A 23,163-nucleotide genomic window follows, 5' to 3' on the forward strand; every position below is an offset into this window, starting at 1 on the left:
TTTATGAATCACTGAAAAGCTGATTTGGAAATCCTCAGGAAATGTATTCTCAAATGACGACACGCCCTAGGCTTGTCCGCTGATCTCAGCAATTTTATTGCCCAGCAGCGTCGTACGCGCGGCGGCTTTCCTCGACGCGGAGCAAGTTGTCCCTGATCCATAGTTGATGCTTTCAAGGGCGCGCAGCATACCGGCGCCCATCTCGGTCAATTCATATTCGACCCGCGGCGGCACTTCGGGATAATAGTGGCGTTGTCCCGGATCAGCGCCCATGAGACAGAACTTGCTTAATTGAGAAGAGAGGATTTTCGGCTCATCGTAGCTTAATCAAAGGAAGCGAAGATGAGACAGAGAACCGGGCCGCAGACATCGACGGCCGAGAAGACGATCAAGGATATCCGCCGCGCCACGCGCAAGCACCATTCTGCCGAGGACAAAATCCGCATCGTGCTGGACGGCCTGCATGGCGAAGATAGCATCGCCGCGATCTGCCGCCGCGAAGGGATTGCCGAGAGCCTGTATTATAGCTGGTCGAAGGAATTCCTTGAAGCGGGCAAGAAGCGGCTTGCGGGCGACACTGCCCGTTCGGCAACCACTGACGAGGTGAAGGCGCTGCGCCGTGAAAGCCGCGACCTGAAGGAGGCGCTGGCCGATCTCACCCTGGAAAACCGCCTGCTCAAAAAAAGCATGATCGGGGATGGGGGCGACGACGAATGAGATATCCCGCCACCGAGAAGCTTGAGATCATCCGGCTCGTGGAAGAATCCCACCTGCCTGCAAAGCAGCCCCCTCGACAAGCTCGGCATTCCCCGGCCGACCTTCTACCGCTGGTATGATCGCTTCCTGACCCACGGCGTCGAAGGACTGGAAGACCGGACTTCCGCGCCGTCACGGGTACCGTCGCAAATACAGAAACCCAAAACCGCTGGAGCGAACTCAAAACTGGATAAAAATTGGGGGCAACGTCAAAATGCTTTGCGGCCTGACCGCCGGCTCATCCCTTCCGAACAAGCCAGGCGGACCTTCAGATATAATTCCACGGTGTAAATTCCCAACCCTCCTGCCGTCGTTGCAGAAGGGAAATAGGTGGCCGGTTTTTACTCCGCCCGCGGTTGGACTATCGCGCCGCTTCCGTGGCCGACTTTTGCACCGCCGCTCACAAACCGGCTCAGTCCCGCGTGGAAATCAACAAAAACAGCCCCAACAGGCCTCCATTCACCCTCAAATCACCAAGAATCTGAAGCGCACGTGAAAAGCGATACTCCTCCTTCATCATGCTAAAGCGGATTCGATACTGGTGAGCTTTCTGGTGTGACGAAGACCAATAAAACTGACGCCCGGTTAGCGCGGCCAAGCCATGAGCTTTCAGCAGGGCACACACCTGCACATCATTGAATTCTGGCGCGTCGAATGTGAGCCATTCCAGCCCGATCATGGAGTGAATGCTTTCAGGCGCCACCCGCAGACCAGTTCCCGGAAGCGCGGCCCGCAGGCGGCTGCGACGCTGATCGACAAAGCGCCACAAGCCGGCTTCCAGGCCAACCTCCTGCATCAAGTCGTAGCTGCGCGCCAATAGGGCTAACGTGAGACCAGAAGAGCACAAATAGACTTCACTATACAACTCCTCCAAATCCGCCGCCAGATCATCCGAAGCGTAAATCAGGCTTGCCTTCGTATCGAGCGTTGGCAAGGTTTTACCGCTGTCCTCGAAAGCCAGAAAGCGGGTCTTGTTCCTAAGAAAAATCTCGATGTCATCGTAGGGAGCGCGATTGAATAAACGAAAACTGCAGTCCAGAACCAAGGTCACATCAAGTCGCGTACACAGCGCTGATATCATGTCAAGCCGATGAGGGCTGAGGCAGCGACCAATTGGGTTCGATGGCGAGACCATGAACAAGGCGTTCGCCCGGGTCTGACGCAGCCGATCTTGCAAGACCTGGGGGCTTGCTTCGAAAATCATGTCCTCGCTGATCGCACACAGCGCGACCTCTCGCCGCTTCAACAACAAGGCCAGATTATCAAATGTGGGCTCAACGAGAGCCGTCACCCATCCACGCCTACGCAAGAGTGCGCCACATAAATCAATGGAATTCGACGCCGTCGGACAAGCCCGGCAGAATGTCAGTTTGCGCAGGGAGTTCACACCACTGAGCTTCACAAAGCTGTCGATGAAGTTCTTCTCCCATTCAAGCGGCGTTTGCTGAGCGGCCGCGCGCCATAGTGCTGGTATCTCATCCGGCAAGGAGGCCAAGGATGCCGGAAGGTCATGATAGGCGTGGCCATTGCTCAAGTCGGCCAAGTGTTGGAAGCCCGTGACCTCCTGGTCTGTAAGAGATTTACCCGCGACAGTCGGCAGGACGGGGACAGGCCGCGACGCTATGAGTGGCTGACGGAGCTGCGGAACAACAAGAGTACGCACGATATCCTCACTGAATCGGGTTGAAAACGATGCGGTTGCCATGGACCCACCATCAGTTAATTATCTCCAGCGCGCGCAGATCATGGTACTGTTCGCGTCGCCGAATGAGCTTAGGATTGCCGTCACAGTCGACGAGGACAACAGCCGGCTGGCCAAATCCGGCAAAGTGGTTGCCCGTGCTGTAGACGTAGGCGCCCGTCAAACTGATTTCGACGCCGTCGCCACGGTCCAAAGCGTCCGGCAACCTAAAGACGCCCGGGCTACCATCAGCTTGAGGCAGCGCCCGGTAGGTATCGACGCCGTCGCACAAGGGGCCAGCAACGCGCGCGACACTGGAAGGTCCCGCGGCACACAATGCCCTGAGCGGAAAGCGCGCATCCACAATCGCGCGATCGCTGAGATGGCAATAGCCGGCATCCAGCACGACCCAACGCATCCCTGCCTTGTGCTTGATGGTGGCGACGCGACAAAACAGCGACGCAGCATGTTCGACAAGGAACCGTCCCGGCTCAAACATTATGTCCGTGCCGCGTGGCAGCTGGGCGATGGCCGTGAGCAGATCCTCGGCGCCCTGCACACGGGAGGGCTCGTCGGGATCTGACACAAATCCGCCTCCCAAGTTCACTTCCAAGGGCTGCTCGAGTCCGGCGGCTTGGCTGCTATCCAAGACATCGCGCATGGTCTGGATCAAGTGCGGGTAAACCGTTGACAGCCTGCCTCCAGAGCCCGCGTGCACGTGAACGCCTTGAAGGATGAGGGTTCGCCCCTGCCGTCGCAGGGCGTCCCATGCGGTGGGAAGGTCTTGCAAGGCGATACCAAACGGACTGTCCACTTCTCCCGTCATTAGTCCGGGAGCGGCGGCGCTGCTGATGTCGGGACAAACGCGCGCCTGCACTGGAAGTCGCCTGTCCGCCGCGCCCGCGCGAGCGGCAACCAAGTCGATCTCCTCGACACTATCCAAGTGCAGCGCTCGGCAGCCCTTGTGCACGACCAAGTCGATCAGCTCCGGGCATTTCGCAACGCCATTGACATGGATTTGGTGCGGCGCGAACCCAGCCTCCAGGGCCATCATGTATTCCGCCGCGCTATTGACTTCCGCCCACAAGCCGCGGTCACGGAAGACTTTCAAAATGGCATGGCCCGAGCACGCCTTCAGAACAAACGCACTCGTCACGCGGCGCCCTGTCGCGGCCGCAAACCGTAAAAAACCATCCGCAAGGTTCCCCAGCATCGTCTGCGAATAGACCAGTAGCGGAGAGCCAAATTCCCTGAGCCACTGGTTGACAACCGCCTCCGCGCAATGACGATCACGGGCCACAAGCCACGGACCGTGCGCAACCGACGCCGTGGTCTCCTTAACTAAAGCCATCGAGAGGCGCTCCTTTAGTCTACTTTTCTCAACTACCAGGATAGCTAAAGGTCCGAAGCAAACGTCGCTCCAAGATGCTGTGCAAGGAGCCCAAGACAACCACACCCATCAAGAGCGCGAGGGCGGTGTCATAGTCACCTTTGACTAAAATGGCCCCCGCGGCGTTGGCGGAAAACAAAAGCGGCATGCTCACGCCAAGAGCATATTTCCATCTGCCACGGGGCAAGACGCCCGACGGCAGGAACATCATCCTGCTCAACTCGGAGACCATGAAATCAGCAGGAGCTTGTCGTTGCGTGAGGAGAGCGGGGAGCGAAGCCAACGCAAAGATGATGATGATGGCCAGAACACCAAGCGCCAACGTCAAGGCACCACTCACCCAATCCACAAGGCTTCGGTCCGGCTGAGGATCCAGCCAAGGCCAGCAGCACAACAACACAAGAACTGGCAGCAAGAAACCAGGTTCAGCCCACCGCAAGAGCTGGAGCGACCGCCGCCTAACAGGCATGGCGAGCAATGGGTCCAGCTGGCCATGAACAAGTTTATGGTAATACTCTTGGAGCGAGCATGTAAAACACTCAGCTACCAAAATTACCATTGTCGCCAGGTAGAATACGAAAATGGCCTCTTCGCGACTCCAACCATTTAGTTGTTCAGTGTATGTAAAAACCGTGAAAAGATAAAATAGAGTCAAAAGCTGGGTAAAGCTCTGAATCGCTAGATATAACATAAAGTTGGCCGGGTAATGAAGCTGTGTGGCATACGCCTTGCGCAGTAAAATCCACATGTCAACCTCCTCCGCCACTATAACGCAAAAGTGCACGTCCCCAAAGTATGCGCAGGATCACCATAAATACCGCAACGTATATGATGCTAACCCCCAAGGCGATCAGGCCTTGTTGCATATCTCCATGAATAATGAACTGGGCCGGCGCAGCGATGAAATACTGAAAGGGATTGTATTCCATCAAGGGGCGAACGAATTCCGGCCAAAACGCCGGGGGAATGATTGCCCCTCCGAGGAAAGCTGCGATGCTCGTCAGGCTAGCCAGGACGAAATCGGACTGCATCAACCAGAAGGTTGTCATGGCCAAAATCATACCAATACAAAAGCTTAACACGACGCCCACCAACAAAAACGCAACGAATATCGCAAGGTAGGCGACGGCATCGCTAGCGGTCGCGAAAGCCGGGAGGTCTCCATGCAACCAAAACAGGACACATAAGACAAGGACAGGAAGGACGTACAAACCGCCGCCCCCAAGGTAAGCGAAGAACTTTTGCGCTAGGATATGAGAAGGCCGCGCCATCAAGACCTCAAGTTTTCCCTGGATGATTTCTTGCGACAAATCTTCAACCAAGTCATAGGTATTGTGAAATCGCGAAAGAAAAATCGTGAATGCACAGTAGAACATAAGTTCATTGAACGAGAACCCATGAATTTCCTGATCTGCATTATAGATCGTTGCCCACACAAGAAACTGGATGACGAACGCGCATCCCGTGGCGATGAAGAAGTCAACAAGCAGAACCCCGCGATCAACGAGCAGAAGACGCAGGCCGTTCAGCATGTAAGGCGAATGCCGCTCAAACGTCTTCATCATCATCCTCCGGCACGCCACCCGCCAACACCACGCTACCGAATTCGATTTCCTCGTCGTCATCGCGCCGCGCGCGGAAGGCTTCAATCAAGCAATCTTCCAGGCCTCGGCTATTATCCGATGTCAAGCCGAATTCACCTAAAAGATCTTTGAGCGCGCTATACTGAAAAAGCTCACCGGCTTGCAACAAGGCGATGTGACTACAACAGGCCAACAAGTCATTGACGTCGTGAGTAGTCAACAAAACAGCAATTTTTTTCTCCCTAAGAATTTGATTGATGACCGCCCGCAACTGCTGTTTCGATTCCATATCCACGCCAATCGTTGGCTCGTCCAACAGCAGCAAGCGCGGCTGGTGTGCCAAGGCCAGAACCAATTCACACTTGATGCGCTCTCCCAAGCTCAATTGGCGAACAGCGCGCTGCATAAGATGGTCGATGCGAAGCAACTCCGCATACCGTTGCGCATCGTGATTGAAGACATCTGGTGGCGTTTGGTAAATCTTCTGAACAGCCTCGAACGAATGCTTGACGGGGAGATCCCACCACAAACTGCTCTTATGGCCAAAAACGACGCCTATCTGGTTCAGCATGGCAGACTGCCGCTTGCCAGGATCGAACCCCAGCACGCTAATCTGCCCGCTGTCAGGCTGTAAAAGACCGGTCAATAGCTTCACCAAGGTCGACTTGCCAGCCCCGTTAGGACCGACAAGCCCCAAGCATTGTCCAGCATGGATCTCCAAGCTGGCCTCATCGAGGGCAAGGTGTTCATTGAACTCAGGCTTTAGCAGTTGGCGCCACCAGGCGCCGGTGTGCCGACGGCTGCGATAGACGCGGCTGACGGCTTGCAACTGCACCAACGGCGTCTGGGTGGACATGGAGGGATCACTCATAGACCACTCACATCAAGCCTTGGTCCGTTCCCCGCCGCACGTCCAGCGTCGCGCAATGGAAAGAACCACCGAACGTTTGGAAGTGCTTGAAAGGTAGGGGGATCGGCTCAATCTTCCAGGAGCGGAACGCTTCCATGAGGGGTTTTTCGTTCTCTTCGACAAGCACGTGATGCGGATCGAGCATCAAAACATTCACGCTGATCCATCGGCTCGTGAAGAAAAGCGGGTGATTTTCTGATAGGCACGACGGTGGCGGAACAAGGACTTCCCAGTCTTTAAAGTAGTCAGGAAGGCTTGAAACCCACGCTTTGTTAAGCAGCACGCGACCGGGCGCGATTGGCAGCAACGTTGTGTCGATGTGCATCGGTCCAGCATCATCGAAGCTATACATATGCACTTTATAGTCAGGCCCCAGTTCACGGGCTAACCACTGGGCGCCGGCCCGATTAGTGACGTGGCTGTATTGGCCAATGATGTCGTTTCCGATGCGGACGAAGTCGGCCGCGTCAAAAACGGGCTCAACTTCCGTCAGAACCGACTCGAAGTGGCTGACGCGACTGTCGTAATCCTGGCGATACAACGCATCGGTCAGCTGCGGCTTGGGCGCTGATCGCCAATGTGCCCCACGCTCAAAATAGTCCATGAGAATGTCGCGAAACGCAAAGGCTTCGAAGTAGCGATCGCGCCACGCCATTGGAGTCTCGATGATGCTGTCGGCGACGGCAAACAAACCATCTCGAGGCATCGCCGCGTACAAGCCCCCCCGGCTCGAGAACATCGGCGTCACGAAGGGGGCATCCAAGCCGGCAAAATTCGGACGCCGCACCTTGATGCCGGAGCGTTCCAGAAATTCGGCCAATCCATCCACCTCGCGCCGCGCCTTATCCAAAAGCTTCGCGTCGAAGTATTGGCCTTGCCGACGAATGAAATCCTGATGCGACTTGGCTGGCAGCGGTGCTTCGATACTGACGTGCCATGTGGGGTATCGAGCTGTTTCGATCGTTCCAACGATCACTTCTTCCAGGCTGTCCCATTCGTTTTCCACCCAAACTGGACAAGTCGAGTTTTGGACGGGAGCAGCGCGTTGCAATTGATCGGCGAATTGGAGCGGATTAGCGATCATCGTCATTACCTCAGGCCGCTTGGTCGAGGAGGCGGCGCAGCCCCATGGGCGGCACGATGGCCGCAGGCAATAGGGCGCCATCAATGTATTGGGGGGTATACTGCAGCGTATTCAGACGAGCTTGCATGTGCGCCAGCGGATCTGGGATCGAGGCACGACATCCGATCAGCCAAACCCAATCCTGTTCGGTCATTTCGAAGTAAACGGTGCTGGCGAACAGCGCTTCAAAGCGTCGATAGGTCCGAAGCAGCGTCCGATTTCGCCAATAGCTTGCGCAGCCCGCCTGGGTGATGACCACCCCCTGGGGAGTCAGCAAATCCTGCAAACCGCGTAGAAAATCCGTTTCATAGAGCCGGTTGTGCTGGGCGCCGAACTCCCACTGTTCATCGGGAAGATCAAGCACAATAACATCAAATGTTTCCCCTTCCGACTGAAGTCGCCTCACTGTCTCGAAACCGTCGGCAAACAGCAATTGAACCTGAGCCGTGCCTTGCGCATAGCGCTCGATGTCACGAGGATTGTATCCATACGGAAGGTGCTGGGCGCACAATTCAACGCATTCACGGTCGATATCAACGTGAACGATCCGCTCAGCGCCACACCATTGTGCCAGTTGGGTCACCACCCCTTCGCTCGACCCGATAATCAAGACACTGCGGCACTCCGCGGCCAACAGCGCGGCCGGGATGAATTGTCCCTCGTGATAGATCAGTTGGGTCAACTCAGAGCTTTGCCGCTCCTGCTCGCAGAATAAGGTCAACCCTTGGCGCGTTCGTGCGATCAAGACCTCCTGGAAGGCCGTCTTGCGCTGAACGACGACATCTTCAAGCTCCCAAACCCGCGATAGGCCCGGGCCAATATCTTCCTGGACATGGCAAGGACGACCTTCGCCGCGCGTGGTGCGCCGGATGACATGATGGGATCCACCACACCCGGCCACCAATTCACCCAGAAGTGGCGCGGGGTCAATGCTGCCGCAGGTGAAGGCATCCGCCATCAGCACGCCCTGATCAGGATACGTGTGGATGGAAGCGTGCGATTCAGCCAGCAACGCGACAATGGTCACGCCGTTCGGCTGAAACTGGAGCGCCTCGATCTTCAGTAAGGTCGCGCCAGCTTTCGCAATAGCGCTCGTCATCCGCTCTTTTAAGGCATTCACATCGTTCAGCAGCGCTGGTGAAACCCCCCACACATCAGCCATCATGTGAAAGCCGCTTGGCGGATACGTTGTTTGCAGATCGGGTGACCCCGTTGGTACAGTAGTCAACCACGTATACTGCGGATCTTTTCCTAACGCCTGCATGGGATGATCTCCTATTGAGGCACCGGACTGCGCGGTGCATTTGAGGAAGGCCGCACGCACAGGCCGTTATTTAGGCAACCGTCTCGCTGGCGACAAGAGCTCAAGAGCCTGCTCAAGCTGGCGGCCGATCGCGTTGTGCGTTTGTGCGGCCAGATGGGACGTGGCCCAAAAGCGGTCGCCCGGGAGCGCCAGCAAGCCTTCAGGGTCGTCAACCTGCCCACGATTGGCTTGCCACTCTCGATAGTATCCATCAATATAAAGCCGCCTAATCTGCCCCAAAACCAAGGCATCTCGCGCTGCGTCTGGATCGATTACGCGTGGATTTGCGAAACATAGTATAGATAAATCTCGATTAGCTGCGATCAAAATTGCGCGATTGATGATGTGATGTGTAACGGGATTATAGCTCACGTGAATGCTTACACTGTCACAATTTTGAAAAAGCTCGGTATGAGCCACATATATTAAGCCATACTCTCGCTCCATCTCCGTATGGCGATGCCGGCTTGCGTACAAAACGTTCTCGACGCCGAGCGCATGAAGCCGCTGGAGGAGCGCTCGCCCGATGTGCCCAAGTCCGAATATTCCTATTTTTTGCTCGCGGAGGGTCTTCCACGGCCCTTGGGGCCAACCCACTCCAGCCCGCACCTGGTCAGCAGAACCAATCGCGTTACTGGCGTTTACAATCAACATGGCCAACGCGAATTCCGCGACGCTTTCCACATTCATGTGTGGCGTATTCATGACCGTGAGTCCGCGTGCGGCAGCTGCCGACTGGTCGACGAACGAGGCAACCCCCGTCCCGAGTAACACCAATCGTTCGAGCGCCGGCATCCGCTCAAGGGCAACTGCATCAATGTATTCCGGGCCACCCAGAATGTAGTCCGTAGCCATCCTTCCCGCGTCGAAGATCGCCTCGGGGCTCGTTGGCTGGGGTAGCTCAATGATACGCGAATAGCTAGCGCCATAGCGGGTGACTTGAGCTTCACTCAAGCAGCATCCCGTCACCAACAGTACGCGATTGACAACCAGCATTATGGGCTTTTACTCCACATGCGCAGCAAACAGCGTCGCTTGAAGCTGGCACTCTGCGGCAATACATCGAACTGGGTTACGCAAAGCTGAAGCTGGTACCCAAACAAGTCCTCAAGTCGACGTTGCAATTCGGCAATCGTCTGACTTACATCAGTGCTTGATGGGACGCCGGAGTACTGTAATTCAACCTCAGACATCCCGTGTTGAATAAGACGATACTCCCGCATACCGGACTTCTCGTCCGTCAAGAGATCATCGCAAATCGCCAGAACGGACGCGCTTGGCAAATACTTGCCAGTTGCGGTCTGAAACGCATCATCACACCGACCGTGCAACGTCGACAACCGCCGGAACTGACGGCCACACGTGCAAGAATTTGACGAAAATTTTGCCAGATCACCGTGATCATAACGGATCAACGGCATGAGCACGTTACCGAGATCGCTGACGACGACGTGTCCAAGACCGTCACTATCCGCGTCGACGATCTCCAGATAGACCCCATCCTCGATCACATGATAGCTGCCGTGCAAGCACTCCGTCGCCATGAGTCCAATTTCTTCTGAGCTATACTCATCCAAAACTGGAACACCAAGGTGGCGGCTATAGCGCTGTCGTTCAGCCGGGCTGCTCATTTCAGAATTGGTTGTCAGGGCCCGCACGCCAAACCGCGTCAGAGGTCCAAGTTCGGCAAGAACTGGCAAATAGGACGGGAGCGTGGTCAACACGACGGGCTGCAAAAGTTGCAAATGGTGTGCTAGATCAGACAAATCCGTTTTTTGAAGATCCATCAAGCGGAATACCCTGTATTGCCCTAGCGCCGAGGAATACCAAAATCCTCCATGGTGAAGCGTGTAGATCCAGTCATCCCCGCGCAGATGGCCATCGCTGGCATCGTGCAGAAAGCGGAGTTGTTCCGCGAAGTCTCGGATCACATCCTGACTGTCTAGCCACGTCGTCAACGGGGTCCCACTCGATCCGGAACTCCGGGACGAATAGCAGGCATCAAGATGCGCGCCCAGGACTAAGCGGGCCTTGTCGGGCGCGGCTGCCAGCATGCGCTTGTTGATCATCGGCAACGCATTGAAATCAGCCCAGGTCCGCAAAGCCCCTGGCGAGAAGCCAACCGAGCCATAAAGGTTCCGGTAAAACGGCACATGCTGGAAGGCATAATCGGCCAGTGCCTGAAGTTGAGCGAATTGGCGCGCGCGCACACGCTCGGGATCCTCAAAGGGCGCCGCCAACAAGGCCGCGCCGTGCTGCTGCCAATAGCTCAAGGCAGCCATTTGCATCATCGCCGTGTCAGCTTGCGACGGCTCATTCAACGCCGCTAAACGACGGATACCTGGCAAGTCATGGTGATGGGCCTGTGTATCATACACGGCACCGGGCGGCGTGTCGGACAACGTCCATGAGGCAAAAGGGTTGATGACCACTGCTCACCTGTTTTCGGTCATGAGGCGCATCGCAGCTTCTGGAAATCGCTGAGCCTCAAGGAGCGCTTCCAAGAAGATGGGTACGACGAGGGTGGCGTCACTTTCAATCAGATGAGCGGGAGTCTTTGCGTTCGTTTTGTTCCATGTGATTTTCTCATTGGCTCCCGCACCTGAATACGACCCGAATGACGTTATGGAGTCGCTGACTTGACAAAAGTAAGCCCAGTGCGGAACCGATCGGCCCAAATCTTGACGCAAACTAGGAACCGCGCACATGGCGAAATCGCCAGCAATGCCGCCACCGACCTGGACATAACCACACCCATGGCCGGGCGCAAGCGTGTCTTGGTAAATGTCAAAGAAACTAACCATATACTCAATGTCTGACTTCACAATATTAGGACTGATTTCCCTCCTGTAGCATAGAGAAGCAAAATAATTGCCGTATGAGGAGTCGGCATGACCTCCCACCATGATCGGAATGTCTTGTTCAGCCGCGGCAAGTAGCCAACACTCATTGGGACGCTTCCCATATGCGGACTTTCCGCCTTCTTGATGCGCCACATCATAGAAATAATCATGCCAAAACCGTCGCCCCGAAGCACTTTGCGTCGATAGCCAACGGCTCTTGAGCATCTCACCTACGACGTCAAAAGCTTCCTTTGGGATAAGCGTATCCGTGACCCGGGCCATTCCTTGCGCTTCATAATTGGCATCATCCTCAAGCTTTAAATATCTATAGTCCCAATCAAATTTATATTTTTCGCCCACGATCATTTGCAGCAATGACTCTTCAATGTTCGCACCTGTCACCGACAGACCATGAATAAGTCCATTCCGAATTGCGGGAGCCAAAACAATTCCCAAGCGAGCGGTCGACAACGCACCCGCTAAAGCCCAAAACATTTTTCCACCAGCGGAAACATGCCGATGATAATCGAGTATTGCGCGCTTCAGCGCACCAGCATTAAAATGATGATAATCTTGGCATACGAACTCTAAGATTGGTAGGGAGGACATCACTATACTCCTGCAGTTTGTGATATTCCCCCGCACATGCAGCTGCTGGTATTGCTGGTATTGCAATTATGGCTGCAGAGGAGATTGTTCGCCGCGATCTGGTTCCTGCGTCCAATGGTCGACTCGGCCAGATTGATGTTGAATTTTGTGGAGATCATTTCTCCCTCCATCGCATATGGTACGTGCCGTTACCGGCACTGCTATCAACGGGCGAAAACGGGACGCGTTCCAGATGCTCACAAATCAATGATGGGCAAGTGATGACGATGCGTTGCCAATCTGGTTGGGCGGGCAACGTCCATTAGAACAACCGGTGCTGCAGCCGTCGCTGCAAAGTGCGCTATTTGCTTCGATCTGCATACGACGACCGATGTAACCTCAGGCCAAGCTTTCAGTTGCCTACATCGTCGCTTGACCCGATAGAGATGTCGACGGCGATATCGTGCAGGCGGGTCATTCCACGCCAGACGACTATGTTGTCGGGCGGCGGATCATGTTTGCGGGTCAGATAGCCACCCAGCATGGCGATTTGCAGCAGATAGGCAGCACACGTAGGCCGTTGGAGGCGTGGCCGCGTTCGTGCCGCGTCGGTCTGGTCGAGCGCGGAAATCTCGGCGGAGGTGAGGACACTGTCGGGTGCGGCATCTGGTTTGGCGCGAGCCGAGGCGCCCACGCCCGTTCTCAGCTGCGCATCTTAACGCGGGTGGCGTGGAAGCAATACCGATGCCTGCTTCAGGTGCCGCGAGCAGGAGCTTCTGCCCGGCAGCTTTCTTTCGGCGGCCGTGGCATAAAGGAAACATTCTGAACCGCACCGGGTTTGCCGGAGGCTATTTCGTTTAAGTTATGCTGCCATGGCCGGTGCGTCCAGCATGGCGTAATAGCGTTCCTCGGCTTCGGCTGGCGGTATATTCCCGATGGGCTCCAGAAGCCGCCGATGGTTGAACCAGTCGACCCACTCCAGCGTAGCAAACTCGACCGCCTCGAAGTTGCGCCACAGTCCTCTCCGATGGATGACCTCGGCCTTGTAGAGACCGTTGATGGTTTCTGCGAGGGCGTTGTCATAGCTGTCACCGACGCTTCCGACAGAAGGCTCGATACCTGCTTCTGCCAAACGCTCGGAATAGCGAATAGATACATATTGCACGCCACGGTCGGAGTGGTGGATAAGCCCGCCGCCATGAACGGGACGCCGATCATGAAGAGCTTGCTCAAGGGCATCGAGGACAAACCCTGCATGTGCCGTCCGGCTCGGGCGAATCCTCGTCGGTCGGTCACCCTGCAGGATGGTTATGCCATGGCCCAACAGAGCCGCGCAGGCCCCGCGCTTGCAGCCGCAGCCATCGGGTCGTTCTTCGCGGGCACCGTCGGGGTCCTGCTTCTGGCTGTCTTTGCCGCGCCGCTGACAGATGTCGCGCTAGCTTTTGGACCCGCCGACTATTTCGCCCTTATGCTTTTCGGGATTGTCGCCTCGGTCGCGCTGACGTCGGAGCCGCTCGATCGCTCGCTAGCGATGATCATCGTTGGCGTCCTGCTCGGTCTCGTCGGGACCGACGTGAACTCCGGTGCCCAGCGTTTCACCTTCGGCTCGCCGGAGTTGATGGATGGCATCGAGTTTGCGTGCATCGCCATGGGCATATTTGGCATTACGGAGATCATCACCAATCTCGAAGAGCGGCGCAACGGCACCATGGCGATGCCTCTTGTTGGCCGCCTGTGGCCAAATGCTGTTGATCGCCGCCGGATGCTTCCGGCGATCCTGCGCGGAACGGGCATTGGCGCGCTGCTCGGCGTGTTGCCCGGAGCTGGCGCGACCATCGCTTCATTCGCCGCCTACACGCTGGAAAAACGCGTTTCCCCGTCATCGCGACGAAATTGGCAGCGGCGCCATCGAGGGCGTCGCATCGCCGGAATCGGCAAACAACGCAGCCGCCCAATGTAACTTCATCCCACTCCTGACCCTCGGCATTCCCGGCAGCGCCACCATGGCGCTTCTCATTGGCGCGATGATGATCCACGACATCCAGCCGGGACCCCAGGTGATCTCCAGCCAGCCGGCCCTGTTCTGGGGGCTCGTCGTCTCGATGTGGATCGGCAACGTCATGCTGCTGATCCTCAATCTGCCGCTCATCAGCATCTGGGTCGCCCTGCTGAAAATTCCCTATCGGCTTCTTTATCCGGCGATCGTCGTCTTCTGCTGCGTCGTCGCCTATACGCTGAAGAACTCCACCTTCGACACCTGCTGGTGGGGATCCTTGGAACAGTAGGGTATGTCTTCGCCAAGCTCCGGATTTCGACGGTTCCGCTGCTTCTCGGTTATGTCCTTGGCCCGCAGCTCGAAACGACGCTGCGGCGGGCGCTGATGATCTCGCGAGGTGACTATTCCGTCTTCGTCACCAGTCCGATATCCATGGTCCTGCTTGCTATCACCGTCGGCCTTCTGCTTTGGGCTCTGCGGGCAAAAGACAGAAAGAACCTGGGAGCACTTGAAGCCTGATCAGGGATTGCTCGCAAGACGAGAGGCAGGACAGCCGTGATTTCACCCGCATATTTGGGATATTCCTCACTATGTGTGGTCGGGCAGCTTTGGAATGTTAGCTGATCACCCTGATAGGCCGATGCTTGCAACGCAGGGCGACAACACTGAATAGCCGAAGGCATCCCGGAGCTCAGTCCGGAAATCCGGGATGTGTTCAGAAATGGCTGCGGCCGCCGAGCTGCAATTATCTCAGAGCCGGGAATGGCCTCAGGCGTTGACGTCTACGATCGTCCGTCCCTGGACTTCGCCCTTGATGATCCGTCTCGCCACCTCGGGTACGTCCCCCAAGCCAACGACAGATACCGTACGCGCCAGCTTGGAGAAGTCGAGATCGCGGCTGAGCCGGTCCCAGGCTTGGAGACGGACATCCTGCGGCGCGTTGACCGAGTCGATCCCGGCGAGCGTGACGTTGCGCAGGATAAACGGTAGCACGCTTGTCGGGAGATCGCGCCCCTGCGCTAGGCCGCAGGCTGCGACGACACCACGGTATTTCGTCTGGGCCAGCACATTCGCAAGCGTGTGGCTGCCAACGGAATCCACCGCGCCCGCCCAGCGTTCGCTTGCGATTGGCGCACCGGGCTGCGAAAGCGTGTTGCGGTCGATGATCTCGGCTGCCCCGAGTTCACGAAGATAGTCCGCGTCGCCCAGTCGTCCGGTCGAGGCGACAACCCGGTAGCCGAGTTTCGACAGAAGCGCGATCGCAATGGATCCAACGCCGCCGTTGGCGCCTGTCACCAGAATATCGCCCTTGTCAGGCGTGACGCCACCGTGTTCGAGCGCGAGAACGCAAAGCATGGCGGTATAACCGGCTGTGCCAAGCGCCATCGCATCTTTCGTGGAGATGTTTTCCGGTAGCTTGACCAGCCAGTCGCCGCTCAGCCTTGCCTTCTGGGCATATCCGCCATGATGGGTCTGCCCGAGGCCCCAGCTATTGGCGACAACGCGATCCCCGGGCGCAATCCCTGGATAGGTCGAGCTTTCGACCACGCCGGAGAAGTCGATACCGGCGATAAGAGGAAAGGTCTGGATGATCGGCGCGAAACCGGTCAAAGCCATGCCGTCCTTGTAGTTCACCGTCGAGTAATCGACCGCTACAGTCACGTCGCCGGGCATCAGATCCTTCTCGTCAAAATCCACCACACTGGCGGACACTTCATCACCTGCTTTGGTGGCCAGAAGCGCTTTGAACGTCATGGGTTATTCCTTTTGTAATCACAGGTTTGGGTGGGTCAGACCACAGTGCGATAGCGATCGGCGGGCGTGGTGTGGCCGATGTCCTGGAGCAGTGTACCGCGTGCTACTTCCAGCGCGGCCCAGCGCGCTTCGTCATGCAGCGGAGGAATCGTCACCCCCTCGCGGCGATCAAAACCGGCCAGTGCCGCGTCAACCAGATCGACGACTTCCATCATCGGCGGCAACTTGCTCTGGTCGGCGTAGTTCCAGATTTCGGTGCGGGTCGCAGCGGGAAGGACGGCCTGGACATAGACGCCCTTCGGTCCAAGCTCCGCCTGCAGCGCCTGGGAGAGCGACAGAACAAATGCCTTGGTCGCGGTGTAGACTGATGTGCCCCATTCCGGCGCCAGCCCCAGAACCGAGCTGATATTGACAATCGCGCCTTCACCCTTTTCGGCAAAGCGCGGTGCGACGGCGTGGCTCAGACGCAGAACACTGGTGGCATTGAGCGTGACCAGTCGCGTCAGATCCTGCGCATCCTGTGTCACGAAGCTTCCGGCGACGTTTCCACCGGCATTGTTGATGACAACCCCAATCGACGTATCCTCACGCAACCGCGCCTCGACCGCAGCGATCTGGGTTTCGTCCGTCAGGTCCGCTGGGAACACAGTGACGGAGACGCCAGTGTCCTTGCTCAGCCGGGCCGCGTTCGCCTCAAGCTTCTCGACATTACGGGCAACGAGAACAAGGTCGTGACCCCGCTCGGCGAAGCGTTGGGCATAGGTTGCGCCGATGCCGGTCGAGGCGCCGGTGATGAGAACGGAAGGTTTGACAGTCATGGCATTGTTCTTTCGGCCAGTCCGAGTTAATATCATGATGAGTATCATGTAATCCAGAATATATGATGCTCATCATCTAATATGTCAACGGGGCTAAAGGATATTGCGAGATGCGCGTGAGCCGCGAACAAATGGCCGAGAACCGCATACGGATTCTCGATGAGGCTTGTCGGCTCTTCCAGTCGAAAGGCTTCGACAGCGTCACGGTGGCAGAGGTGATGGGCGCCGCGGGGATGACCCATGGCGGCTTCTACGGTCACTTCGAATCAAAGGACGACCTGATCGGCCAGACCCTTATCCACCGTCTGGCGAAGGCCTCCGGCATTGATGATGCGGACGCATTCTGCGCGGCCTATCTGTCGAGCAGACATCGTGACGATGTTGCTCATGGCTGCCCCATATCGGCACTCGCCGGGGAAACACCACGCCAGACGCCAGCAGCACACCAGGCCATGTCCGATGGCATCCGCGCCCAGATCGCTCGGTTGACGGAGGCAATGGGTGATGCCGGCGACGCCACAGCCCGACGCAACGCCATCGGCAATTGGTCTGCAATGGTTGGTGCGCTCATTCTCGCAAGGGCAACCCAGGACCGCGATCTGGCTGAAGAGATCCTGACCGAGACGCGCAACTGGATCGCAACCGCGGCCCCCACGCTCCCCGGCCCGCGTAAGAAGCATTCACGCTTCGGAAGGTTCGACGCATGAGCAACGACAGCCGCGCCCTCTTGCTCTTGTGACGGGCGTCGGACCGGGAGCCGGCTCTGCGGTTGTCCGCCGTTTCGCGGCCCGATTATCGCGGTCGCCGCGATGGCGCTGTCTACAACCAGCATCGCCAAACCAAGGAGATCGAAAATGAAACATTTTCTATGCAAGTACATCCCGCCAAGGGCCGATTTTCTGACAACCCTTACCGACGAAGAAAAGGGGTGGATAGGTCGCCACAGTGAATTTCTGGATGACCTGCTAAATGAGGGCACCATCGTCGCGCATGGTCCTGTCATCGGTCCCAATGGCACCTACGGTGTGTCCTTGTTCAGCATTGGAGACGATCAGGATATCACGGAGACAACAGCCCGCGATCCCATCGTCGCCCAGGGCATAGGTCACTACGAGCACTATCCCATGCTGCACATCAAAAGCCGGAAATAAGGACGGAGTTGCGTCCTCAATCCAGTTCGACCACGACCTTGCCCTTGGCGCGGCCGCTCTCGACGAGACTTAAAGCCTTGTTGAGATCGCGGAAGCGAAAGGTGCGGTCGAGAACCGGCCTGATCGTTCCGGCCTCGATCAGCTTCGATATCTCGACCAGTTGCTCGCCATCCGCGCGCATGAACAGGAAGCTGTAGTTTACGCCGAGCCGATCCGCAGCCTTGCGCGCCTTTCGGCTGATCAGGCCGAGCACCAAGCGCAGGACAAAGTTCAGACCCTGCGCCTTCGCGAACACCGGTGTCGGCGGCCCTGATATCGAGATCAACTGCCCGCCGGGTTTGAGGACCCGCAGCGACCTCTGCAGCGTGGCGTCATCCTGGCTGTGCAGGACCAGATCGTAACCCGACAGTTCCTTCTCGATATCCTGCGTCCGGTAGTCGATCGCCACGTCGGCGCCGAGGCCTTTCACCAGATCGATACTGCTCGCGCCGCAGGTGGTGGCAACCGTCGCGCCGAGATGTTTGGCAAGCTGGATGGCGATGGTGCCGACACCGCCGGAACCCGCCTGGATGAACACTTTCTGGCCCGGCTTGACCTTGCCCACTTCGACCAGCGCCTGCCATGCGGTCAGCGCGACGAGCGGCACACCCGCAGCTTCGGTCACCGGGAGATTGGCGGGCTTCAGCGCCACATCGTCCTCATGGACCGCGATCGCTTCGGCAAACGCACCGATGCGACCGTCTCGCGGGCGGGCATAGACCACATCGCCAACCTTGAAACGACGTGCCTGCGATCCGACAGCGATCACCGTGCCGGCCAGATCGTGGCCGAGTACGAAGGGCGGCTTGTAGGGCAGGATCAGCTTGAACTCGCCGTTGCGGATCTTGATGTCCAGCAGGTTTAGACCGGCCGCCTCGATCCGGATCACGACGTCGGACGGGCCGGCGACGGGATCAGGCAGGGTCTGTTCGACGAGCGGCTCGCCCTTTTTGTATTTCTCGAGCACATAGGCTTTCATTTTTATCTCCGTTCTGCCGCCCGAGCGCGTCGCGCATGTCCGTCAGCGATCTGGTTGCTCACATTGTCAATTCGTCGGTCTTCTTTGCACGACCAGATTGCCGATGGAGACCTGCACCGGTTCGTCATTCTGGTTGAGCGTGGTCGTGCGGACCTTGACCATTCCCCTGTCGGGCTTCGACCGGGAGGGACGCACCTCCAGCACCTCGATCAGTAGATGCAGTTCGTCGCCCGGCCGAACGGGCCGCGGCCAGTTCAACTCGTCAAAGCCCGCGCCGATGTCGCCAGCGCCCCCCACATCAGCGGGGAGACCCCGCAACGCCCCTGAGAGTGAGAGTTTGGCCGGTTTGGCCGTGATGTGTCGAGGGCTGGAGAAGAGGTTTCCGGCGCCCGGCGCTGAGAGTCCGTCCGGGCTCAATAGATTGAATTCGCTGAGAAATTTGATCCAAATTACAATGCTCTGCTCAAATGAGTCATGAGTATAAGCAAATTCAATGGGTTAGCATATCAACGAAAACCCTTTGTCACGTTAAGCAGTTGGTTTCAAAAGAAAAACACTCCGGACAGACACTGAGCAATCCCGATGGCAAGATATGACCGAAGCGCCCATACCGGCGCTAATCACGCCAACCTTTACGACGATACCTTATAACTGCCAGCGGGGGGCCATTTCGGACATCATCCGTTGAGCAGATGCAACAAGCAACCCGTGAGCAGGCGCTCGCCCATCCAAACTGGGCCATGAGTATAAAGAACACGATCGACAGCGCAACCTTGGCCAATAAGGGCTTCGAACTCATCGAAGCTGCGTATCTCGGGTATCCTTGCGGCAAAGGCGATGGCGGCGGGGAAGCAGCCAGCCATACCGATCATCGTGCAGACGTTAAGCGGCGTTGTCCGAAAAGGGTGCGTGAGCTCGGAGCAGTTCGCCAATGGCGTGCGCCTCAAATCCGAGTCGAGGCCGAGTGCCCGCGTGACCTTTGCCAGCATCGCTCACCTCATCCAACCCGGTGATCCGTTCGAGGACTTCGACGATGTGCTGCCCCGAGTTCGGCAAGTGCATGACCTAGCAATGTTTGACGATCTCTAGCCGGGGGGCTGAGACGCTCCGGTTTTATCGGATTCACGCGGACGGCAGCTTTTAGGATCGGCGAATCGAACGGCGAGCGACCGAGATGGTGAAGGGTTTCGGGTGCCGTCAGGCGTACGAAAGCCTCTCATGCAGGAACCCGCGGGCCATGTTCGATGGTTATGGGGATTTCGATTTCCGGCTGAGGCCGGCGATAGGGTGACCATTGCCGGAAAGCGCCAGGATAGTAGCAAACGGGCCGCTTGGTTGTTTCTCAGCCTGATGCTGTTGGCACGTCGCTCCATTGAATGCGGCCATGTCGGTGCCAATGATCACCATATCCGCACATGGCTCCGTTGCCGGAGGCGTGGCGCCTGCGGCTGATGCCTGGATGCTGCCATGCCGGGTCACGGCCCGGTCTCCCGGTTTGCTGACGCTGCATCCGGAGGTCCGCGCGGCTGCCTCCAGCGTTCGAACACCTCGATAATGATCATGCGTCCGCCACAGCAGGGACATGGAGTACGGAAGTCGTCCGGTGTGTCGGGCGTGTCGTCATCGGTCGGCGCGGCGACGTTCAAAAGTTCACGGGCGAGTGCAAGGCTGGCCTTGCGGGCGGAGCCGGCAAGCAGTCCATAGTGCCGGATGCGATGGAAGCCGCGCGGCAGGACATGGATCAGGAAGCGGCGAATGAACTCGTCGGCCGCAATCGTCATGATCTGCTGCCTGTCGGCGCCGACGCGGCGGTAGTCCTTGTAGCGGAAGGTGACGCCGCTCTCGTCGAATGCGATCAGGCGGCGGTTCGAGATAGCGACGCGGTGAGTGTAGCGCGACAGGTAGGCGAGCACCGCCTCGGGGCCGGCGAACGGCGCCTTGGCGTAAACCACCCAGCGCTTCTTGCGGACAGGAACAAGGTGGTGCAGGAATGCCCGCCGCTCGGCGAGGTGCGACATCAATCCATAGAAGCCGAGCCGCCCGGCGTCATGCAGACCAATCAGCCGCGTGAGAAAGAGCCGGCGGAATAGCTTGCCGAGCAGACGCACCGGGAGAAGGAACGCAGGTCGAGAAGATATCCAGCGGTTTCCGTCCGGGGCGATGCCACCGCCAGGCACGATCATGTGGACATGCGGATGATGCGTCATCGCGGATCCCCATGTGTGAAGGACTGCGGTGATGCCGATGCGCGCGCCGAGGTGTTTGCGATCAGCGGCGATGGTCAGCATCGTCTCCGATGCTGCTTTGAACAGCAAATCGTAGACGAGCGCCTTGTTCTGGAAGGCGATGTCGGCGATCTCGGTCGGCAACGTGAACACGACGTGGAAATAGCCAACTGGAAGCAGATCGGCCTCGCGGTCGGCCAACCACGTCCGCGCGGCCGCGCCCTGACACTTCGGGCAGTGCCGGTTGCGACAGGAGTTGTAGGCGATGCGCCAGTGCCCGCAATCCTCGCAGGCTTCGACGTGGCCGCCGAGCGCTGCGGTGCGGCAGTTCTCGATCGCCGACATGACCTTGATCTGGGTGAGGCTCAGGTGCCCGGCATGGGCGGCCCGGTAGGCAGGCCCTGCGGCACGGAAAATATCGGCGGCCTCTATCGAGTCGCGCACGGCTCAGCCGTCGGGCCTCTTGCCTTCCATCAGCGCCATCAGCCGGTCGAGAGGCCCCGCAACCGCGTGGATCGTCCGGGTGGAGACCTTGGCGTAGAGCGCGGTCGTCTCGAGCTTGCTGTGTCCGAGCAGAACCTGAATGACCCTGATGTCGGTGCCGTCCTCCAGAAGGTGGGTGGCAAAGCTGTGCCGTAATGTATGCGGGCTGACGCGCTTGTGGATGCCGGCAATCTCGGCGGCTTCCTGCACCGCACGATGCAATTGCCGCGACGAGATCGGATCGGTGCAACTGCGCCCCGGAAACAGCCAGCCATGGGGCAGCATGACGCCGCGCCGCTTTCCTTCGCGCCACCACAGCCGCAAAAGTTCCAGGAGTTGCGGCGAGAGCATGGCGTTGCGGTCCTTGCGTCCCTTTCCCTGTTCGACCCGGATCAGCATGCGAGCTGAGTCGATATCGTCGACCTTGAGATGCGCGACCTCGGAGACACGCAAGCCCGCGCCATAGGCGACACCGAGCGCCGCCTTGTATTTGATACCTGGCGCCGCCTCGAGCAACCGTGCAGCTTCCTCTATGCTCAGCACATCGGGTAGCTTGCGTGGATTGCGGGTTATCACTAGCGTTCGGGCTAAATCCCGCCGCTTCAGCGTCACCGTGAACAGAAAGCGTAGCGCCGAAACTGTGCTGTTGATCGTGGCCGGTCCCACGCCGTTGTCATGCTGGTGCAACTGGTAGTGCCGGATGTCCTCAGCGGCCGCAGTGTCGGGAGGCCGCCCGAGGAAAGCGGCAAAGCGACGGACATGCCGAACATAATCATGCTGTGTATGGGATCCCAGGCCTCGCATCACCATGTCTTGCTGCATGCGCTGGCGAAGCGATGTGGTAGGGGCATCGGTCTGAAAAATCGTCATGGTGAGTTCCTCTTGTTGAAAGGAACTCTATGTTCTGACCGTCGCCCCTATTTGCCCAGAGCCTCAGACGAAACCATCAAACTTTGCTACACGCGCCCTCCCGCGAAGCGGGTTCGTGCTTGGGGCGCAAAGCTGTCATCGCTGCGTGACTGCCCTTTCGCGACCTCACGTGCATATGGTCTGCCAATTGACTGCTGAGAAACACGTCAGTGTCGGCCCCATTGTTATCGAACAGAATTTAAATGCTGGATATAATGATTTATCCAGCCATACCACGCTAAAGAGGAAGAAACCGTCTCCTCTTACGCTCCCCCGCCTTTAGTTACCACTTCACCTTAAAGCCGATATTTCCATTTAGCCTGTAGCTGTCGGCGAAGCGTTCGAGGCTGGTGTCGATGGTGACCTCGCCATAGAACTCGTAGGAGAGATTGGCGATGGCGTAGGGATCGGCCTGCGTCAGCCTGTGAGAGCGGCAGTGCAAAAGTCGGGCGGATTAAAATCCGGCCACCTATTTCCTTTCTGCAATGAACGCAGCAGGGACAGGGGATCTACACCGTGGAACTTTATTTGAGGGTTCGCCTGGCTGTTTCCGAAGGGATGACGTAGTCGACCGTGAAGAATCTCAATTCTACGCGGCGGCTGATTTTGTGCCGATGGGCAGCGCAGCCAT

Annotated in this window: 24 protein-coding genes and 3 pseudogenes; 7 read left to right on the forward strand and 20 right to left on the reverse strand. The window is 57.7% G+C overall.

Features of this window, described 5'->3' with window-relative positions:
* Positions 1–66: 66 nt before the first annotated feature.
* A complete protein-coding gene (locus IEX53_RS21960; RefSeq protein ID WP_236016322.1) occupies positions 67–273 on the reverse strand; it encodes a winged helix-turn-helix transcriptional regulator in 207 nt (68 codons plus the stop codon).
* Positions 274–342: 69 nt separating this feature from the next.
* Here IEX53_RS21960 and IEX53_RS21965 point away from each other — a divergent pair.
* Positions 343–909, forward strand: a pseudogene (locus IEX53_RS21965) (transposase); the annotation flags it as partial.
* Between the two features lie 259 nt (positions 910–1,168).
* On the opposite strand, the gene IEX53_RS21970 reads toward IEX53_RS21965, so the two are convergent.
* The 12 genes and pseudogenes from IEX53_RS21970 to IEX53_RS22025 all read right to left on the reverse strand — a co-directional run.
* Positions 1,169–2,461, reverse strand: coding sequence for an aminotransferase class I/II-fold pyridoxal phosphate-dependent enzyme (locus IEX53_RS21970; RefSeq protein ID WP_188826319.1), 1,293 nt, complete (start codon positions 2,459–2,461; stop codon positions 1,169–1,171).
* A gap of 10 nt (positions 2,462–2,471) precedes the next feature.
* Positions 2,472–3,788: a diaminopimelate decarboxylase family protein gene (locus IEX53_RS21975; protein ID WP_188826320.1), complete on the reverse strand. Its 1,317-nt coding sequence runs from the start codon at positions 3,786–3,788 to the stop codon at positions 2,472–2,474.
* 28 nt (positions 3,789–3,816) lie between these two features.
* Entirely contained in the window at positions 3,817–4,575 is a 759-nt protein-coding gene (locus IEX53_RS21980; protein WP_188826321.1) for an ABC-2 family transporter protein, read from the reverse strand.
* Position 4,576: 1 nt separating this feature from the next.
* A complete protein-coding gene (locus tag IEX53_RS21985) occupies positions 4,577–5,395 on the reverse strand; it encodes an ABC-2 family transporter protein (RefSeq protein WP_210311687.1) in 819 nt (272 codons plus the stop codon).
* Entirely contained in the window at positions 5,376–6,266 is an 891-nt protein-coding gene (locus tag IEX53_RS21990) for an ATP-binding cassette domain-containing protein (protein ID WP_210311688.1), read from the reverse strand. The genes IEX53_RS21985 and IEX53_RS21990 overlap by 20 nt, the downstream gene beginning before the upstream one ends.
* 22 nt (positions 6,267–6,288) lie before the next feature.
* A complete protein-coding gene (locus tag IEX53_RS21995) occupies positions 6,289–7,410 on the reverse strand; it encodes an amidinotransferase (RefSeq protein WP_210311689.1) in 1,122 nt (373 codons plus the stop codon).
* Between the two features lie 4 nt (positions 7,411–7,414).
* The gene (gene speD, locus IEX53_RS22000; protein ID WP_188826323.1) at positions 7,415–8,707 is read right to left on the reverse strand and encodes an adenosylmethionine decarboxylase; all 1,293 of its coding nucleotides are present in this window, start codon (positions 8,705–8,707) and stop codon (positions 7,415–7,417) included.
* Positions 8,708–8,773: 66 nt separating this feature from the next.
* Entirely contained in the window at positions 8,774–9,742 is a 969-nt protein-coding gene (locus IEX53_RS22005; protein WP_188826324.1) for an NAD(P)-dependent oxidoreductase, read from the reverse strand.
* Positions 9,742–11,178, reverse strand: coding sequence for a phenylacetate--CoA ligase family protein (locus IEX53_RS22010; RefSeq protein ID WP_188826325.1), 1,437 nt, complete (start codon positions 11,176–11,178; stop codon positions 9,742–9,744). Before IEX53_RS22010 ends, IEX53_RS22005 begins: the two co-directional genes overlap by 1 nt.
* Before the next feature lie 3 nt (positions 11,179–11,181).
* Complete coding sequence (locus IEX53_RS22015) at positions 11,182–12,198, reverse strand: deoxyhypusine synthase family protein (protein ID WP_210311690.1); 1,017 nt, start codon at positions 12,196–12,198, stop codon at positions 11,182–11,184.
* Positions 12,199–12,589: 391 nt separating this feature from the next.
* Entirely contained in the window at positions 12,590–12,871 is a 282-nt protein-coding gene (locus IEX53_RS22020) for a hypothetical protein (RefSeq protein WP_188826326.1), read from the reverse strand.
* A gap of 168 nt (positions 12,872–13,039) precedes the next feature.
* Positions 13,040–13,453, reverse strand: a pseudogene (locus IEX53_RS22025) (integrase core domain-containing protein); the annotation flags it as partial.
* Positions 13,454–13,492: 39 nt separating this feature from the next.
* Between IEX53_RS22025 and IEX53_RS23685 the strand changes: the two are divergent.
* The 3 genes from IEX53_RS23685 to IEX53_RS23695 are packed head-to-tail and all read left to right on the forward strand — an operon-like array spanning position 13,493 to position 14,692.
* On the forward strand, positions 13,493–14,137 hold the full coding sequence (locus tag IEX53_RS23685; protein ID WP_210311691.1) for a tripartite tricarboxylate transporter permease: 645 nt from the start codon (positions 13,493–13,495) through the stop codon (positions 14,135–14,137).
* Positions 14,085–14,462 carry a tripartite tricarboxylate transporter permease gene (locus IEX53_RS24430; RefSeq protein WP_373288709.1) on the forward strand — a complete coding sequence of 126 codons (378 nt, stop codon included), beginning with the start codon at positions 14,085–14,087 and terminating at the stop codon, positions 14,460–14,462. Before IEX53_RS23685 ends, IEX53_RS24430 begins: the two co-directional genes overlap by 53 nt.
* Positions 14,441–14,692 carry a hypothetical protein gene (locus tag IEX53_RS23695; RefSeq protein ID WP_210311692.1) on the forward strand — a complete coding sequence of 84 codons (252 nt, stop codon included), beginning with the start codon at positions 14,441–14,443 and terminating at the stop codon, positions 14,690–14,692. The genes IEX53_RS24430 and IEX53_RS23695 overlap by 22 nt, the downstream gene beginning before the upstream one ends.
* 249 nt (positions 14,693–14,941) lie before the next feature.
* Here IEX53_RS23695 and acuI read toward each other — a convergent pair whose 3' ends face one another.
* Together acuI and IEX53_RS22040 are read right to left on the reverse strand one after the other, a co-directional pair.
* Entirely contained in the window at positions 14,942–15,928 is a 987-nt protein-coding gene (gene acuI / locus IEX53_RS22035) for an acrylyl-CoA reductase (NADPH) (protein WP_188826327.1), read from the reverse strand.
* A gap of 35 nt (positions 15,929–15,963) precedes the next feature.
* Positions 15,964–16,746, reverse strand: coding sequence for an SDR family NAD(P)-dependent oxidoreductase (locus tag IEX53_RS22040; RefSeq protein ID WP_188826328.1), 783 nt, complete (start codon positions 16,744–16,746; stop codon positions 15,964–15,966).
* A 110-nt stretch (positions 16,747–16,856) separates the two neighbouring features.
* On the opposite strand from IEX53_RS22040, the gene IEX53_RS22045 reads away from it, so the two are divergent.
* Both IEX53_RS22045 and IEX53_RS22050 read left to right on the forward strand, forming a co-directional pair.
* The gene (locus IEX53_RS22045; RefSeq protein ID WP_188826329.1) at positions 16,857–17,453 is read left to right on the forward strand and encodes a TetR/AcrR family transcriptional regulator; all 597 of its coding nucleotides are present in this window, start codon (positions 16,857–16,859) and stop codon (positions 17,451–17,453) included.
* A gap of 147 nt (positions 17,454–17,600) precedes the next feature.
* A complete protein-coding gene (locus tag IEX53_RS22050) occupies positions 17,601–17,897 on the forward strand; it encodes a YciI family protein (RefSeq protein WP_188826330.1) in 297 nt (98 codons plus the stop codon).
* A gap of 16 nt (positions 17,898–17,913) precedes the next feature.
* Here IEX53_RS22050 and IEX53_RS22055 read toward each other — a convergent pair whose 3' ends face one another.
* On the reverse strand, positions 17,914–18,915 hold the full coding sequence (locus IEX53_RS22055) for an NADP-dependent oxidoreductase (protein ID WP_188826331.1): 1,002 nt from the start codon (positions 18,913–18,915) through the stop codon (positions 17,914–17,916).
* Positions 18,916–18,981: 66 nt separating this feature from the next.
* Positions 18,982–19,233, reverse strand: coding sequence for a hotdog family protein (locus tag IEX53_RS22060; protein WP_236016323.1), 252 nt, complete (start codon positions 19,231–19,233; stop codon positions 18,982–18,984).
* Between the two features lie 302 nt (positions 19,234–19,535).
* Here IEX53_RS22060 and IEX53_RS24075 point away from each other — a divergent pair.
* Positions 19,536–19,730 (forward strand): annotated as a pseudogene (locus IEX53_RS24075) (1-deoxy-D-xylulose-5-phosphate reductoisomerase); the annotation flags it as partial.
* Positions 19,731–20,390: 660 nt separating this feature from the next.
* Here the strand turns inward: IEX53_RS24075 and IEX53_RS22070 are convergent.
* From IEX53_RS22070 to IEX53_RS22080, 3 genes are all read right to left on the reverse strand, one after another.
* A complete protein-coding gene (locus IEX53_RS22070; RefSeq protein WP_188826332.1) occupies positions 20,391–21,584 on the reverse strand; it encodes an IS91 family transposase in 1,194 nt (397 codons plus the stop codon).
* A 3-nt stretch (positions 21,585–21,587) separates the two neighbouring features.
* Complete coding sequence (locus tag IEX53_RS22075) at positions 21,588–22,493, reverse strand: tyrosine-type recombinase/integrase (protein WP_188826333.1); 906 nt, start codon at positions 22,491–22,493, stop codon at positions 21,588–21,590.
* Between the two features lie 322 nt (positions 22,494–22,815).
* A complete protein-coding gene (locus IEX53_RS22080; protein ID WP_188826334.1) occupies positions 22,816–22,974 on the reverse strand; it encodes a hypothetical protein in 159 nt (52 codons plus the stop codon).
* Positions 22,975–23,163: the final 189 nt, after the last annotated feature.

This window comes from Paramesorhizobium endophyticum (assembly GCF_014640615.1).
Lineage (GTDB): Bacteria > Pseudomonadota > Alphaproteobacteria > Rhizobiales > Rhizobiaceae > Paramesorhizobium > Paramesorhizobium endophyticum.